This window comes from Flammeovirga yaeyamensis (assembly GCF_018736045.1).
Taxonomy (GTDB): Bacteria; Bacteroidota; Bacteroidia; order Cytophagales; family Flammeovirgaceae; genus Flammeovirga; species Flammeovirga yaeyamensis.
The window spans coordinates 2,123,059-2,137,898 of sequence record NZ_CP076132.1; the positions used below are offsets into that span (position 1 = coordinate 2,123,059).

The 14,840-nt window shown below is 34.0% G+C and carries 13 protein-coding genes; 11 read left to right on the top strand and 2 right to left on the bottom strand.

All coding sequences use genetic code 11. The features are described 5' to 3' along the window. The first annotated feature begins 1 nt into the window (after position 1). Genes KMW28_RS08300 through KMW28_RS08315 form a run of 4 tightly spaced genes read left to right on the top strand, consistent with a single transcriptional unit; the run spans position 2 to position 2,819 of the window. Positions 2 to 514: an acyl-CoA thioesterase gene (locus KMW28_RS08300; protein WP_169664631.1), complete on the top strand. Its 513-nt coding sequence runs from the start codon at positions 2 to 4 to the stop codon at positions 512 to 514. Position 515: 1 nt separating this feature from the next. Next, a complete protein-coding gene (locus KMW28_RS08305) occupies positions 516 to 1,283 on the top strand; it encodes a prolipoprotein diacylglyceryl transferase (protein ID WP_169664630.1) in 768 nt (255 codons plus the stop codon). Next, positions 1,244 to 2,632 carry a radical SAM protein gene (locus KMW28_RS08310; protein WP_169664629.1) on the top strand — a complete coding sequence of 463 codons (1,389 nt, stop codon included), beginning with the start codon at positions 1,244 to 1,246 and terminating at the stop codon, positions 2,630 to 2,632. The genes KMW28_RS08305 and KMW28_RS08310 overlap by 40 nt, the downstream gene beginning before the upstream one ends. 1 nt (position 2,633) lies before the next feature. Further along, positions 2,634 to 2,819, top strand: coding sequence for a hypothetical protein (locus KMW28_RS08315; protein WP_066208399.1), 186 nt, complete (start codon positions 2,634 to 2,636; stop codon positions 2,817 to 2,819). 22 nt (positions 2,820 to 2,841) lie between these two features. Here the strand turns inward: KMW28_RS08315 and KMW28_RS08320 are convergent, their stop codons facing one another. Next, positions 2,842 to 5,253 (bottom strand): ATP-binding protein, encoded by a 2,412-nt coding sequence (locus KMW28_RS08320; protein ID WP_169664628.1) that lies wholly within the window; start codon positions 5,251 to 5,253, stop codon positions 2,842 to 2,844. Positions 5,254 to 5,434: 181 nt separating this feature from the next. Here KMW28_RS08320 and KMW28_RS08325 point away from each other — a divergent pair, with 181 nt between their 5' ends. The 5 genes from KMW28_RS08325 (at position 5,435) to KMW28_RS08345 (ending at position 10,247) form a co-directional block, all read left to right on the top strand. Then, entirely contained in the window at positions 5,435 to 6,028 is a 594-nt protein-coding gene (locus tag KMW28_RS08325; RefSeq protein ID WP_066208395.1) for a HupE/UreJ family protein, read from the top strand. A gap of 3 nt (positions 6,029 to 6,031) precedes the next feature. Beyond that, positions 6,032 to 6,514 carry a hypothetical protein gene (locus KMW28_RS08330; RefSeq protein WP_169664627.1) on the top strand — a complete coding sequence of 161 codons (483 nt, stop codon included), beginning with the start codon at positions 6,032 to 6,034 and terminating at the stop codon, positions 6,512 to 6,514. 43 nt (positions 6,515 to 6,557) lie between these two features. Beyond that, a complete protein-coding gene (locus tag KMW28_RS08335; RefSeq protein WP_169664626.1) occupies positions 6,558 to 7,904 on the top strand; it encodes a PAS domain-containing sensor histidine kinase in 1,347 nt (448 codons plus the stop codon). A gap of 80 nt (positions 7,905 to 7,984) precedes the next feature. Beyond that, a complete protein-coding gene (locus KMW28_RS08340; protein ID WP_169664625.1) occupies positions 7,985 to 9,340 on the top strand; it encodes an MATE family efflux transporter in 1,356 nt (451 codons plus the stop codon). Beyond that, the gene (locus KMW28_RS08345) at positions 9,333 to 10,247 is read left to right on the top strand and encodes a hypothetical protein (RefSeq protein ID WP_169664624.1); all 915 of its coding nucleotides are present in this window, start codon (positions 9,333 to 9,335) and stop codon (positions 10,245 to 10,247) included. Before KMW28_RS08340 ends, KMW28_RS08345 begins: the two co-directional genes overlap by 8 nt. Here the strand turns inward: KMW28_RS08345 and KMW28_RS08350 are convergent. Beyond that, positions 10,244 to 11,143: a cation diffusion facilitator family transporter gene (locus tag KMW28_RS08350; RefSeq protein WP_169664623.1), complete on the bottom strand. Its 900-nt coding sequence runs from the start codon at positions 11,141 to 11,143 to the stop codon at positions 10,244 to 10,246. The genes KMW28_RS08345 and KMW28_RS08350 overlap by 4 nt on opposite strands. A gap of 417 nt (positions 11,144 to 11,560) precedes the next feature. Here KMW28_RS08350 and KMW28_RS08355 point away from each other — a divergent pair, with 417 nt between their 5' ends. Both KMW28_RS08355 and pflB read left to right on the top strand, forming a co-directional pair. Beyond that, complete coding sequence (locus KMW28_RS08355) at positions 11,561 to 12,391, top strand: formate/nitrite transporter family protein (protein WP_066208385.1); 831 nt, start codon at positions 11,561 to 11,563, stop codon at positions 12,389 to 12,391. Positions 12,392 to 12,506: 115 nt separating this feature from the next. Continuing rightward, positions 12,507 to 14,774: a formate C-acetyltransferase gene (gene pflB, locus KMW28_RS08360; RefSeq protein ID WP_169664622.1), complete on the top strand. Its 2,268-nt coding sequence runs from the start codon at positions 12,507 to 12,509 to the stop codon at positions 14,772 to 14,774. Positions 14,775 to 14,840: the final 66 nt, after the last annotated feature.

A 14,840-nucleotide genomic window follows, 5' to 3' on the forward strand; every position in this document is an offset into this window, starting at 1 on the left:
AATGCCATTCTTTCACGATAAACAAAAAAGCTATCCACAGGAAACTGAATCGAGAGTTATTATCAGATTTCAGGACTGTGATCCATTTCGTCATCTAAACAATGCGAAATATTTCGATTATTTCTTTAATGCAAGAGAAGATAGAGTTCCTCAATTGTATGGATACAATATTGCTGATATCTATAAAGAATTTGGAACAGGATGGGTAATTTATAATCATCAAATTTCTTATTTAAGACCAGCCGCCGTAGGTGAGTGGGTGCGTATTAAATCAAGTATTATCCACGTAGATGAAAACTCAATTACTGTTGAGTATTACATGTTGGATGATGCTAAGAAATCTTTAAAAACGGTTCTTTGGTCGAAGATGAAATACATTGACCCAAGATCAGGAAAAAGTACAGATCATCAACCAGAAGTATTAGACTATTTAAAGACGATATCAAATAAGTCTGTAGATATATCAGAAGTTTCTTTTGAGGAGCGTATTAAGCAGTTGAAAGAAATGCTTTAATATGGAAATCCCTTATACACCTCAATTATTTGATATTCCCATCAATATTCACCTTATAAGCGAATACCTTTCTTTTTTTGTAGGCTTTCAGTTTTATCGAATGCTTAAGAAAAGACAAGTTGACCCTATTGATAGTAATAATCGTTTATCAATTATTTTGGGAGCAGCAATTGGTGCTTTTCTAGGTTCAAGAATCATTGGTTTTTTAGAAAATCCTACCTTAGATATTGATAGTGTCATTCAATTATACAATAACAAAACCATAATGGGTGGGTTATTTGGTGGACTTCTTGGGGTGGAGATTACAAAACTATTTATAAAAGAGAAAAAGTCTTCAGGAGACTTATTTGTATTCCCATTGATGTTAGGAATTGGGATTGGAAGAATTGGTTGTTTCCTTTCTGGGGTAAATGAATTTACCTACGGGAAGCCAACCAATTTTTTTATGGGAATGGATCTAGGTGATGGAGTTTTCAGACACCCTACATCACTTTATGAAATACTTTTTTTAATTGGGTTAGCATTTGTACTTTATCAGGTGAAGCAGAGAATCACTTTAGAAAATGGGACACTTTTTAAATTGTTCATGCTTTCTTACTTTGGGTTCCGTTTCATCATAGAATTTATTAAACCCAATGTATTTTTTATATTACACTTGAGTAGTATTCAATGGCTTTGTATCACCTGTTGGTTGTATTACTCAAAATCGATTATTAAGCTTAGCAAACAATGCCTACAAGAAAATACAACTATTACGACTTCACATTAAGTCTTTGTCCAGAATGTCTAAAACGAGTAGACGCAAAAATCATTTTCGAAGATGAAAAGGTGTTTATGCTCAAAAGATGTCCTGAACATGGCAATTCAAAAGTACTCATAGCTGATGATATTGAGTATTATAAAAACATCAGAAATTATAATAAGAACCCAGAGTTTCCTTATACTTTTAATACAAAAACACATTATGGATGTCCTTATGATTGTGGTCTTTGTCCCGATCATGAACAACATTCGTGTTTAACTGTAGTCGAAATTACTGACCGTTGTAATTTAACTTGTCCGACTTGTTATGCGGGTTCATCGCCTACTTATGGTCGACATAGAACTTTTGAGGAAGTAAAAGCGATGTTGGATGCTGTTGTAAGGAATGAAAAAGAACCTGATGTAGTTCAGATAAGTGGAGGTGAACCCACTGTTCATCCAGAGTTATTTAAAATTCTAGATTATGCAAAATCGCTACCCATCAAACATTTGATGTTGAATACAAATGGAGTAGAGATTGCAAAGGATTTTGACTATGCGAAAAGGTTGGCCTCTTACATGCCAGATTTTGAAATCTATCTTCAATTTGACTCTTTTGATAATGAAGTCTTGAAAACAATGAGAGGGGCGGAGTTATCAAAAACTAGAGAGAAAGCGATTCATCATCTCAATAAATTAAATCTATCCACAACTTTGGTGGTGACACTTCAAAAAGGATTGAACGATCATGAAATGGGTGAGACCATTGATTATGCTTTGAAGCAAAAGTGTATTCGTGGCGTAACTTTTCAGCCTACACAAGAGGCAGGGAGATTAGAGAACTTCGATCATGCGAAAGATAGAATTACTCTCACAGAAACCAGACGAAAAATATTAGAACAATCTTCGGTTTTTAAAAGTGATGACTTGATTCCTGTGCCATGTAACCCAGATGCATTAGTAATGGGTTATGCTTTAAAACTAGGAGGAAAGGCGACTCCATTAACTAGATATATTAATCCTGCAGATCTTCTTGATAATAGTAAAAACACTATTGTTTATGAACAAGATGAGTTTTTACAGAATAAAATGATTGATATATTTAGTACCGGAATATCCACAGATAAGGCCACTCAAGAGATGCATCAATTGCTTTGTTGTTTGCCTTTTGTTGATGCTCCACAATTGGGTTATGATAATTTATTTCGAGTAATTATCATGAACTTTATGGATGCACATAATTTTGATGTGAGAGCCATCAAAAAGTCTTGTGTACATATCGTTAATAAAGACAATAAGATCATTCCTTTTGAAACAATGAATCTATTGTATAGGGATGAAAAGAAAGATAAATTATTGGAACTTCAACAACAGTAAAATGAATAATCACGAAGGCATTATTATATTTTTCATCATTTTATTTATTTCACCATTCGTCATTTTTATGGGTATTGGACTAATACTAAGGATGAAGGGTAAAGATTGGCAAGCAAAAATATTTTTTACAATAGCAGTAGTTTATGCTATTGTAGGTACAGGAATATGTGGAACTATGCTATCATAAAAAATGAGAATTTCGGTGGTTATTACAAATAAGGCAACAACAAACTAAAGGTTGTTCCTTCTCCAACCTCACTGCTACATTTGACTTCTCCACCCATTTCGTCAATATATTTCTTCACAATAGAAAGACCTAAACCTGTCGACTTTTCACCACCTGTAGGTTTTGCGGAAAGTTTCTGATACTTCTTGAAGAGCTTTTTCTGATCTTCTTTTGATATACCGGGACCTTGATCGGTAATATTAATCTGTATAAAGTCAGGCGTTTTTTCAATGACTGTATTTACATTGGTCCCTTTTGGAGAGAATTTGATAGCGTTCGATATCAAGTTCTCGACGACTTGAATACAGTGTTGCTCATTGACTTCTACCAAACCATCCGATTGAATATCAAGAGATAGACTAATTTCTTTTCTCTCGGCAATCGTTTCAAAATCGTTGATAACAGATTGAACAATTTCAGTAGCAGAAATAATATCTTTTGAGGCTTCTTTATTGGCTTGTTCCTCTTTATTGGCGTTAGCACGAGCATCTAGTATTTCTTCAATCATATTATTCATACGGTGCATTGCCTTAAGAGAACCTTCGATGCACATTTTTTCATCCTCATCAAACTTTTCTTCATTAGCGTTAAGCATAGAAAGAAGAGTGATAGAACTGGCAAGTGGATTTCTGAGATCGTGAGCCACAATGCCTAAAAGGTGGTTTTTCTCTCCATTTGCCGTTTGAAGTTCATGGTTTTTCTCCTCAATCAATTCCTTCTGCTCCATAATATGAATGTTGGCCTCCATCAGTTTATGTTGCTTTTCTTCCTGACTATTAAAAGAACGAGCATTCTGAAGGGCAATACGGATATAAATAGCAATGTTTCTTACTAGATTAAGCTTATAGCTATCGAAGGCATTGGCTTCGAAGGATTGTACCGTGATTACCCCTATTGGTTGATTATTTTTCTCCATCAACGGGATATAAATAATCGACTCAGCATTATTACCTGCAATAGGTTTTAAAACCTCTTTCACATAATTTCTATGGTCAGTGCTGAACTTTTGAACGAAGATTTCTTTTCCTTGGTCAAAACACATCACTGCTAGCCTCATCTTCTCCTTAAGGTCATAGGCTTTGTTCTTTATAATTTGATCCCCCTCAAAAACATAAGGAAATTTCAAGCTATTAGATTTCTTATCATATAAACCGATCCCAAAAATAGGAGTACCGATTAACTCATTAATCTGAGTATATGCCGTTTTAATAATCTCTTTTGTTGATAATTTAGAAGTAACATCACGCCCAATCTGACTCAAAGCCTCCAAGTCTTTATATGCATTTTTTAGTGATTTTGCCTGTTCTTCAATTTCTTGATTTTGATGTTCTAATTTCTGATTGGAACGTTTTACCAAGTTATTAAAGTGAAAAAGCATCACTAAAAACAAAAGAGTAACTGATAAAGAAGCGACTAATATATTACGGATAGTGTTCTGCTGAGAGATTTCTAATTCCTTTTGTGTTAGACGCAGTAATCGGATTTCAGATTCAACAGTTAACAAACCAATTTCTCTTTGTTGATTTCTTAAAGTATCTATCAGACTACTATTGTTTGCCGATATGTCCCAAATGAGGTCTGTAATTTTATCTCCTAAATACTTTCTAATAAGGTCGTTGATATAAGGTTTAAAGGTAGGAGATTTATAAAATGATGTAAGTGGTTCTTTCCAAGATGATTTCAAAGGAAGAATCACTGCCAATCCTTGATTTTCTGTCTGATAAAATAATTGCCTTTGTAAGTGTAGACCTTTTGATAATGCATAGGCATAATTGGACAAATTAGTATAACCCCAATGATCATTTGAGTTCGCGATCTTGTCAATTAATTGCTCTACATTATTAACATAGGTATATTCTAAAGCATGAAGGTTTTCGTGTTTTAATTTCACAAGGTTTCTCTCAAAAGTAGAATTCTTGATAGTCACCGCCTGCAAGGATTGCATAGCGGTATTGAAATTCTCTTTTTTCTGAAAAATATTCACATCTTCAGAAGAAACAATAATTTCGATGTCGGGCATGTAAGGAGGAAGAAAATCGATTTGATCTTTACGACTTTCAGTTAAAGTAATTCCTGACATTCCGAAAATACCATCTCCTTTTGATGATATCTTAGCATACAAGTCATCCCAAGATTCTACAGCTTGCCATTTGATATCAATTACCGCCTTTAGCTCTTTTCTCTTCTCCTTTATCATTTTAGAGAACATCTCATACTCAATACCACTCATGCCTCCATTTGGTAATGAGTAGATAAATGGTTTATTCTGAATGTAATAAACAGTGATTGTTCCTTTGTGCTCCCTTTTAATCTTGTCCCAAGAATCTTGAGCAGAGGCAACTTGAATAATAAAGAAAAGGCAAAAACTTAGAAAAAGTTTATAGGCGAACTTCATGTGATCAACTTTGTAAGGTTTCTAAGTATCAAAAATATTCAATTCTGTGATATTATAATACAATTAGGAAAGATTATTGTTATAATTACAAGCAATAAAATTACCATGTTAGAATATATTGAGAATTTGTAGTGAAATTCTGATATATCTTTGTATAAACTTTATAAACTAATAATATCCAATGTCAGATTTTTGGCTTTACTTACAATTAGGTTTAGAACACATCACAGATATTCAAGGTCATGATCATATATTATTTATATTGGCCTTAATCGCAACATTTAGTACAAAAGACTTTAAGTATATTGTATGGTTGGTGACTGGTTTTACAGTAGGACACTCTATTACATTGGCTTTATCTACTTTAGATATCATTCCAATTAATGAGGATTTTATTGAAATGCTAATTCCTATTACCATATTAATAGTGTGTTTGTCTAACCTTTTTAATACGAAAGATCCCAAAAATCAACCACATTATTTACAAAGAAATGTTCCTTTTAAAAGATACTTTTTTGAAGCAACTATCTTTGGATTAATCCACGGAATGGGCTTTTCTAATTATCTTAAATCGTTGTTAGGAAGCGAGGAATCTATTTGGGAACCATTATTAGCTTTTAACGTTGGCTTGGAATTAGGACAATTAGCAATTGTAACTGTTGTAATGTTTATTAATGCCATCATTATGGGATTCACCTCTTTTACACAAAGAGATTGGAACATTTTCGTTACAGGCGGTGCATTTGTTTCTGCTTTGATTATTTTGATTGGATAAAAAATGAAAGGGAAGAAAAAAGATATAAAACCAATAAATGTTTACCCTAAAACACCTGCGTTTTTTGCGTTAGGTATTTTTGTGATAATCACTACTACTTTAACAATAGGTTCTGTTAGGTGGATGTCAATTGCAGGGGTTACTTGGTATAATGCTATTTCATTAATTCTTTTTTCAATAATTACTTTAATGATGTTAGTTAGAGTAATGTTTGCATATAAGAAGGTAACTATTTATAGAGGAAAAATTACCGAAAAATTCCCTCTTAGGATTGGGAGTAAACATGAAGTCAGCCTAAAACAACAATTATTAGTATGGGAAGAAACACAGAAATTGATAGGTAAATCTACATTTAATGTGTTAACGATCTACTTTAAAGCAACAACACCAATTAGAATTACAGATAGGGAAATGACAAATTATGCACAAGCCAAAAAATATTTTGAACAGAATTATGGTGATTTTAATAAGTCAAAATTAAAATAAATAGTTGTAATTGATTAAATTACAGTAAACTATACCCACTGTAATGATCAAAAGGCTATTTAAATCTCTAAAACCTACTCATTTATTTTCTATTGTCTTAATTTCTTTTTTAATCTTTCAATCAGAAGATAGAGAGTTTCATTTATTTATTCTCTTACTGTTTTTTATCCTAATATTTTTAGAAACCCTTTGGTCACAGAACACCTCAAACATAGTTTTCGCTAACAGAAATGTAAAAACTATAGTAAAGTCATTTTCTGATTTCATTTTTAGTAGTCAGCTTACTCTTCAGCTAAAGCAAGAAAAATTTAAATCCATTTTTGATAAATCCTCAGATGCCTATTTTATTCTAGATAGTAAGTTTAGAATTAATGTGTATAACGATAAGGTAACTACTTTTTTTGGGCAGTTAAAAGAAGTTCTATTCAATGAGTGGATAAGCCGCAACTCCCCCGATTCCCAACCTTATGGAGGTGAATCAAAAGATTTATTTAAGGCAATGGTAAATAGTGTACAGAGACAAGGGGAGATTCGATTTGAGTGGGAATTTAAAGGTAAATCTGGAGATCAGATTCCCACAGAGGTTAGTATTATCACGTTACCTATTTCAGAAACAGTTTTTTATTTTGTGGTAGTCAGGAATGTTTTAAATCAAAAGAAGATTGAGGACGAATTAAGAAAAAATTTAGAAAGAGAGAAAGAATTGAACGAAATGAGGTCGAAGTTTATATCAATGGCTTCGCATGAGTTCAAAACACCATTAGCTACAATTTTAGCAAATTTAGAATTGGTCGAATTGAAACTAGAAAAACAAGGAGTTTCTTTGGATCAGTTTGGAATACAAAAGTATGTTCAAAGAATGGAAAACGAGTCTACCCGTTTAAATATTTTAATGGATGAAGTATTACAATTGGGTAAAATTGAAGCAGGCAGAACTCCCTATTCACCAGATTTAATTCATATTGAAAAGTTTATCACCAACTATTTAAAAGAGTATATTGATAAAACACATACCACAAGAGAAATTGAGCTAAATTTTGATATTAAGACCGAGACTTTTTGGTTAGATACGGATCTAATTAATCATGTTTTTGATAACTTAATGTCAAATGCCATTAAATATTCAAATGATGAGGTAATAGTGAATGTAAAAGTAGATGAGTCCTCATTTTTATTCGAAGTTATTGATAAAGGTTTAGGCATTCCATTAAATGAATTTTCTCAATTATTTGAGTCGTTTTTCAGAGCAAGCAACACAAATCATATTCCTGGTACTGGATTAGGGTTAGTAATCGCAAAAGAATTTGTTGAAATACATGGAGGAGTAATTGTCTGTGAATCTGAAGAAAATAAAGGATCAACATTTAGAGTGGCTATTCCTTCAAAATAATTTTAAACATAAAAATAAGATTACAACAAAAACTTTTCTAACTTCAAGTTCTACTATATCCCAAAATTAATTTATAATCCATGGCAGCATCCACCGATCTTGGAAAGGATAATATCAAACAATTATTATTTAAAATGTCAGTACCTGCAGCTGCAGGAATGATGGTAATGGTGATTTATCAAATGGCTGATACTTTTTTTATTGGTCGTTGGGTCGGTACTCTTGGATTGGCAGGGATTTCTGTTGTTTCCCCTTTAATTTTAATGATTCAATCCATTGGAATGTCGGTAGGTATGGGTGGAGCCGCTCTTATTTCAAGTGCACTAGGTGGAAAAAACAGGCAAAAGGCAAATGAGGTTTTAGGGAATCAAGTGATCATAGCTGTAGGGTTAACGATTATTGCAGTTGGCATCGGCTTTTTCTTTGAAAGAGAGTTATTGCTGTTTTTTGGAGCAAACGGTGATATATACCCTTATGCTGAATCCTATTTTAATATCATTTTATGGGGAATGCCATTTTTAACCTGGTCAATGGTAGTCAACAATGCGGTAAGATCAGAGGGGCATGCAAAAACAGCCATGTTCGCTATGGTAGTACCTAGTGTTTGTAACATTATACTAGACCCGATATTTATTATAGGATTAGATATGGGAATGGAAGGGGCAGCATATGCTACCCTAATATCATATTTCATAGGATTCTTTTTTCTAGTCATTTTCTTCCTTAGAGGGAAGACGCACTTAAGTCTTGCCTCTAAATACTTAAAATATCAACAAAAAATTGTCAATGAAATTTTGGCTCTTGGGTCAGCTTCTTTTGCTAGACAAGCAGCTTCAAGTGTTATTGCAATTATACTTAATCACATACTTTTTGAACATGGAGGAGAAGTTAGTGTTGCTGTTTACGGCGTTGTGAGTAGGCTTTTCTTATTGGCTACATTTCCAATCATTGGTTTAGGGCAGGGTTTATTGACAATTTGCAGCTTTAATTATGGAGCTGGTAAATATCAAAGAGTGAAGGACACCGTAACCAATGGAATAAAATACGGCGTGATTGTCAATAGTATTATTGTGGTTTTAGTCTTTTTCTTTGATGAAGAACTCACAAGTTTATTTACCAAAGACCAACAGTTAATCCAAGAAAGTATTCCAGCAATGTGGGGTGTGATGGCTGCACTTCCCATTATTACTATTGGTATAACAGCAAGTATGTTTGCACAAGCTTTGGCTAAAGCAAGGGATGCTTTATTATTGACTTTATTAAGACAATTGTTTTTTAGAATACCATTTGTATACATTTTTTCTCATTTCTGGGGAGTAACAGGAACTTGGGTATCTTTTTTCTTTTCAGACTTGGTATCCATCGCTTTTGCTGCTGTATATTTAAAAAGAGAATTAAAAAAATTATCAAAAAAAATATCTATTTCTGATGAGTAATATAAAAGATAAAATTATCCACGAAGTTAAAAAAACGTTTTTAGTCACTGCCTATTTTGCTGTTGGCTTAAACTTACTGGTTATTATAGCGGTTTTAATTTCAGATAAGATTGATTTTAAAATTGGATATATAGGTGCAGCGACCTTTTCAGCAGCACTTACAGGTAAAGTAGTGGTAATTTTAGAATCTGTCGGAATTGACCTAAAACTAAAACGTACAAAGCTGTTGAATATAGTAATGATGAAATCTATACTATATACTGTAGTTATTTTCCTGACAATATTAGTTGAGGATGTGTTGAAGGGAATGATATCAGATGATTTATCCTTTAGTGAAGTGATAAAACATATTATTCATTCTTTCGAAAGTGACTTCTTTTTGGGTAGAGCAATATATATGTTCGTTCTATTTGGAATGTATCATTTCATATTCGAGGTAGATAAATTCTTGGGTGCAACAGAACTATTTGATATGGTCTTCTCTCGTTTTTATGAACCTAAAGAAAAAGAGTTTGTGGTAATGCATGTACGTTGGGAATTTACTACGGATCAATTGCTAGAAAAAATGGAAGAAATGCAACAGTTCTCTTATTTATTAAATCAAAGCCTTTTTAAACATAAAGGAATGATTGATAGATACGATTTAGATGGTGTTTATTGTGTTTGGGAGAATTCTCCTTCAGATAAATATGAAAAACATGCTGAGGATTTCTTTAAAAATTTAGAGGAATTAGAAGATAAATGTAAAGTATCTAATATAAGGGCAGCTTATACTACAGATAGAATTGATCTTGCGGAAGTAGGTGGATTTTTAAAGAAAGAAATTTTGAGAGTAGGCGATGCCTTTAATAAAGTGGAAGAGGCAACTAAACCTAGTGCAGGAATTCCTCTTAGAAAAGTTAGCTAGTGGGCGATATCACAGATTTCATTTTCCCATTCAAATTCAATGGTCACATGATGAATCTGATCTTCGCTAGTAATTCGTCGAATATCTTTTTTTATTGAAGCGACTTGATTTTTATCAAGGTCTTTATCTATGACTAAATGTAGGCTCATGATATTAAATTCACCATCTAAAGACCAAATGTGTAGATCATGAAGATCTTTGACTCCCTGAAGCGATCGAATTTGTTTCACAATTTTCTTCTGATCAACATTTGCGGGAGCAGCTTGAAGAAAGATGGGGAGAATAGAAAAAAGGTTTTTTACTGCGTTATATAGAATATAAACAGCAATACAAGTAGATAAAATAGGGTCGATTATCGGCAAGTTGATAAAATACATTACAATGGCTCCGATTAGAACGGCCACCCAGCCTAAAGTATCCTCTAACAAATGAAGCATCATTACTCTTTGATTTGCTGAGTTTTTATTTTTCATCAATTTAAAAACCGCAGATCCATTGATGATGACACCAAGTATACCAAAAAATATCATCCCTTTTACGTCTACCTCTTCAGGCTCAATAATCCTTGGAATACTTTTAGAAAGCATGATGATCGAACCTGTTGTTAGGACAATCACATTGATGATGGCAGATAGAGTGGAATAACGTCTGTAGCCATATGTGTAAGTCGGATTTTCTTTTTTATTGGAATATCGTTCGAAGAAATAACCCAGTCCTATTGCAATAGTATCTCCAAGGTCGTGTATAGCATCTGATAATATGGCTACGGAATTTGTAAGTGCACCCCCTATAAATTCGATAATGGTAAAGAAAAGGTTTAGGGCAAAAGCCCATCCTATATTAGAAGTGTTATCTTGATGTTGACCATGTGAATGATGATGACCTTGGTGTTTCATATATAATCAGTTTAAATACAGACAATTTAATAAAAACTTACATGAGCTTCTAACCATTGTCGAAAATATATTATGGTACTGAGTTATTTTATATTCATTCTATAAACAAACCCTTTTATAAAAATAGGTGTAGTTATTACGTTAGTAGTAAAGCGAAATTTCGCAAAACGACAAGTTACGCTAAGTGAGAAATTTCATTCTTAAACGATTCATAATGAAGTGAAAAAGTGTATTTTTTTAAAAACTTTTTTCAAAAAAAAACCGTTAAAAAATCGTGTGTAAAACATTGTTTTTGTGGTGTTTAAGGTGTTTGAATCATTGTGAATTTCATTTTGATGACCACCATCACCAAAACAGTTTTTACCCCAAAACATATTTGTAACATCACAAAGAGAAAATCTCACAATCAAAAAGAATATGGGTTATTCATCACCAAAAGATATTTTAAATAACATCAGAAATGGTGCATTGCAAAAAGGCGGGATGTCCGTTCAACAATTACTAGTTTTTGGTTTCCTTGGAGGTGCATATGTTGCTTTCGGTTTCCTTTTAGCTATTGTAGTTGGAGGTGGAATGCCAGGGATTGCAGCAGAGAATCCTGGACTAGCAAAGTTTGCAATGGGTGCTGTATTCCCAGTAGGACTAATTTTGTGTATCGTAGCTGGAGCAGAACTATTTACTTCTAGTACTGCAATGATGACAGTTTCGGTTTTCTCTAAAGATCAGCAACTATCAAAGCTAGGTAAGGTTTGGGTGTTTGGTTACTTAGGTAACTTCATTGGTTCTTTATTTGTAGCTTATTTTATAACGACATTGACAGGTGTTGTCGATGCGCAAGTGTTTCATGATGCGCTATTGAATGTAGCTCATCACAAAGTGGGTAATCCATTTTACAAAACGTTCTTCAAAGCAGTGGGTGCCAATTGGCTAGTGTGTTTGGCCGCTTGGCAGGCCTATGCTGCTAAAGACATTACGGGCAAAGTATTAGGTATTTGGTTCCCAGTAATGACATTCGTAACATTTGGTTTTGAACACTGTATTGCCAATATGTATGTAATTCCAGCAGCTATCTTTAATGGTGCTGATATTACTTGGGTTGACTTTATAGTTACAAACCTAATTCCAGCAACAATAGGTAATATTGTTGGAGGAGCATTCTTCGTAGGAACGATATACTGGTGGATGTTTGTGAAGCCAGAATCTGAAAAAGAAGAAAAACAAATTGAAAAGGAATTGATTAAACAATAGTGTAGATCATTATTTAACATCAATTTATTTAATAAATTCAAATTTCTCGATCTAATTGTGAAAAATCACCGTTAGTGAATGAGAAGATTGTAAAGAAAAACAAAAATTATATAACATGGAAAACGCTGTAAAGAACTCTCAGTTTCAAGGAACAACATGGAAAAACGAAGTAAATGTTTATGACTTCGTAATTAATAATGTTACACCTTACTACGGAGATTCTTCATTTTTAGCTGAAGCGACTGAAGCAACTAAAAAACTTTGGGATATCTGTTTAGCAGGTATGAAAGAAGAAAGAGAAAATGATGGTTGCCGTGACATCGATACGGATACAATCTCAACTGTTACTTCTCACAAACCTGGTTACATCAACAAGGATCTTGAAACAATCGTAGGTTTACAAACTGACGAGTTGTTGAAAAGAGCTATGAAACCATTCGGTGGTTATAGAGTAGTTAAAAACGCTGTTGAAGAAAAAGGTAAAACTGTTAATCCAGCAGTTGAAAACGTTTTCCATTATGCTAAAGATCACAACAACCAAGTGTTCTCAGCATATGATAAAGAAATCAGAACTTACCGTTCATTAGGTATCCTAACTGGTCTTCCTGATAACTATGCACGTGGTCGTATCATTGGTGACTACCGTCGTTTAGCTTTATACGGTACTGACTTTTTGATCGCTCAAAAACAAGCAGATCACGCAGCAATCGAAGATGGTTTAATCTTAGGTTCAGGTGCTGATATTGCTGAGCAAATTCAATTAAGAGAAGAAATCTCTTCTCAAGTGTCTGCTTTGAAAGATATCGCTACTATGGCGGCATCTTATGGTTGTGACGTTACTCGTCCAGCTCAAAATGCTAAAGAAGCTGTTCAAGCAGTTTACTTTGCATACTTAGCAGCAGTAAAAGAACAAGATGGTGCAGCAATGTCACTTGGTAACGTTTCTTCATTCTTGGATATCTATATCCAAAAAGATATTGAAGAAGGTACTATCAACGAAGTTGAAGCACAAGAATATATCGACCACTTCGTAATGAAGTTACGTATGGTTCGTCACCTTCGTCCTGGTGCATATGACGAAATCTTCGGTGGTGACCCAACTTGGATTACTGAAGCGATTGGTGGTGTATACCACGATGGTCGTACTAAAGTAACTAAGTCATCATTCAGATTCTTACAAACACTTTATAACTTAGGTGCATCTCCAGAGCCAAACTTAACTGTACTTTGGTCTAACGAGTTACCTCAAGGATTTAAAGATTTCTGTTCTCAAGTATCTATCGATACTTCATCAATCCAATATGAGAATGATGACTTGATGAGACCAAACAGAGGTTCTGATGACTACGGTATCGCATGTTGTGTATCTTACCAAGAAATCGGTAAGCGTATCCAATTCTTCGGTGCTCGTACAAACTTACCTAAAGCGTTATTGATGGCTATCAACGCTGGTCACGATGAGAACAAAAACGTTCTTGTTGCAGATGATATCGATTCAATGACAGGTGATGAGTACTTGGATTACGACAAAGTAATGACGCAATTCAAGAAAACAATGGTAGATGTTGCTCGTGTTTATGTGAAAACAATGAACATCATTCACTACATGCACGACAAGCACTATTACGAAAAAGCTCAATTCGCATTCTTGGACACTAATCCAGGTATCGATATGGCTTATGGTGCAGCAGGTATCTCAATCATTGCCGATTCATTATCAGCAATTAAGAATGCTAAAGTGAAGCCTATCCGTGACGAAAATGGTTTAGCTGTAGATTTCGAAATCGAAGGTGACTTCCCTAAATATGGTAACGACATCGACGAAGTAGATAACATCGCTAAAGAAATTTCTCATATCTTCTTCACTGAGTTAGCTAAGCACAAAACTTACCGTAACGCAGTTCCTACAATGTCATTATTGACAATTACTTCGAACGTAATGTATGGTAAGAAAACTGGTGCTACTCCTGACGGTCGTAAGGCGGGTGAGCCATTCGCTCCAGGTGCTAACCCAATGCACGGTCGTGACACTAACGGTGCTGTTGCTTCATTGAACTCAGTAGCTAAGTTAGACTACAACGATGCGCAAGATGGTATCTCTAACACATTCTCAATCGTTCCTAAATCTTTAGGTTCTGATCGTGATACTCAAGTGAAAAACCTAGTAACTATGATGGATGGTTACTTCGCTGAAGAAGGCGGTATGGCACACCACTTGAACGTGAACGTGTTAAACAGAGAAACACTAATGGATGCTTACGAAAATCCTGAGAACTATCCTCAGTTAACAATCCGTGTATCGGGTTACGCTGTGAACTTCATCAGATTATCAAGAGCTCACCAATTAGAGGTAATTCAAAGAACATTCCACGAGTCTATGTAATACATAGTTGGATTTCTTTACATGATATATCAAAGGTCATTTCTTCGGAAATGGCCTTTTTTTGTT

What these genes read in the sequence shown, in the direction of transcription:
- KMW28_RS08335 (WP_169664626.1), top strand. Translation starts at nt 6,558, where the DNA reads ATGATCAAAAGGCTATTTAAATCTCTAAAACCTACTCATTTATTTTCT.
- KMW28_RS08300 (WP_169664631.1), top strand. Translation starts at nt 2, where the DNA reads ATGCCATTCTTTCACGATAAACAAAAAAGCTATCCACAGGAAACTGAA.
- KMW28_RS08355 (WP_066208385.1), top strand. Translation starts at nt 11,561, where the DNA reads ATGGGTTATTCATCACCAAAAGATATTTTAAATAACATCAGAAATGGT.
- pflB (WP_169664622.1), top strand. Translation starts at nt 12,507, where the DNA reads ATGGAAAACGCTGTAAAGAACTCTCAGTTTCAAGGAACAACATGGAAA.
- KMW28_RS08320 (WP_169664628.1), bottom strand. Translation starts at nt 5,253, where the DNA reads ATGAAGTTCGCCTATAAACTTTTTCTAAGTTTTTGCCTTTTCTTTATT.
- KMW28_RS08310 (WP_169664629.1), top strand. Translation starts at nt 1,244, where the DNA reads ATGCCTACAAGAAAATACAACTATTACGACTTCACATTAAGTCTTTGT.
- KMW28_RS08340 (WP_169664625.1), top strand. Translation starts at nt 7,985, where the DNA reads ATGGCAGCATCCACCGATCTTGGAAAGGATAATATCAAACAATTATTA.
- KMW28_RS08315 (WP_066208399.1), top strand. Translation starts at nt 2,634, where the DNA reads ATGAATAATCACGAAGGCATTATTATATTTTTCATCATTTTATTTATT.
- KMW28_RS08345 (WP_169664624.1), top strand. Translation starts at nt 9,333, where the DNA reads ATGAGTAATATAAAAGATAAAATTATCCACGAAGTTAAAAAAACGTTT.
- KMW28_RS08350 (WP_169664623.1), bottom strand. Translation starts at nt 11,143, where the DNA reads ATGAAACACCAAGGTCATCATCATTCACATGGTCAACATCAAGATAAC.
- KMW28_RS08325 (WP_066208395.1), top strand. Translation starts at nt 5,435, where the DNA reads ATGTCAGATTTTTGGCTTTACTTACAATTAGGTTTAGAACACATCACA.
- KMW28_RS08330 (WP_169664627.1), top strand. Translation starts at nt 6,032, where the DNA reads ATGAAAGGGAAGAAAAAAGATATAAAACCAATAAATGTTTACCCTAAA.
- KMW28_RS08305 (WP_169664630.1), top strand. Translation starts at nt 516, where the DNA reads ATGGAAATCCCTTATACACCTCAATTATTTGATATTCCCATCAATATT.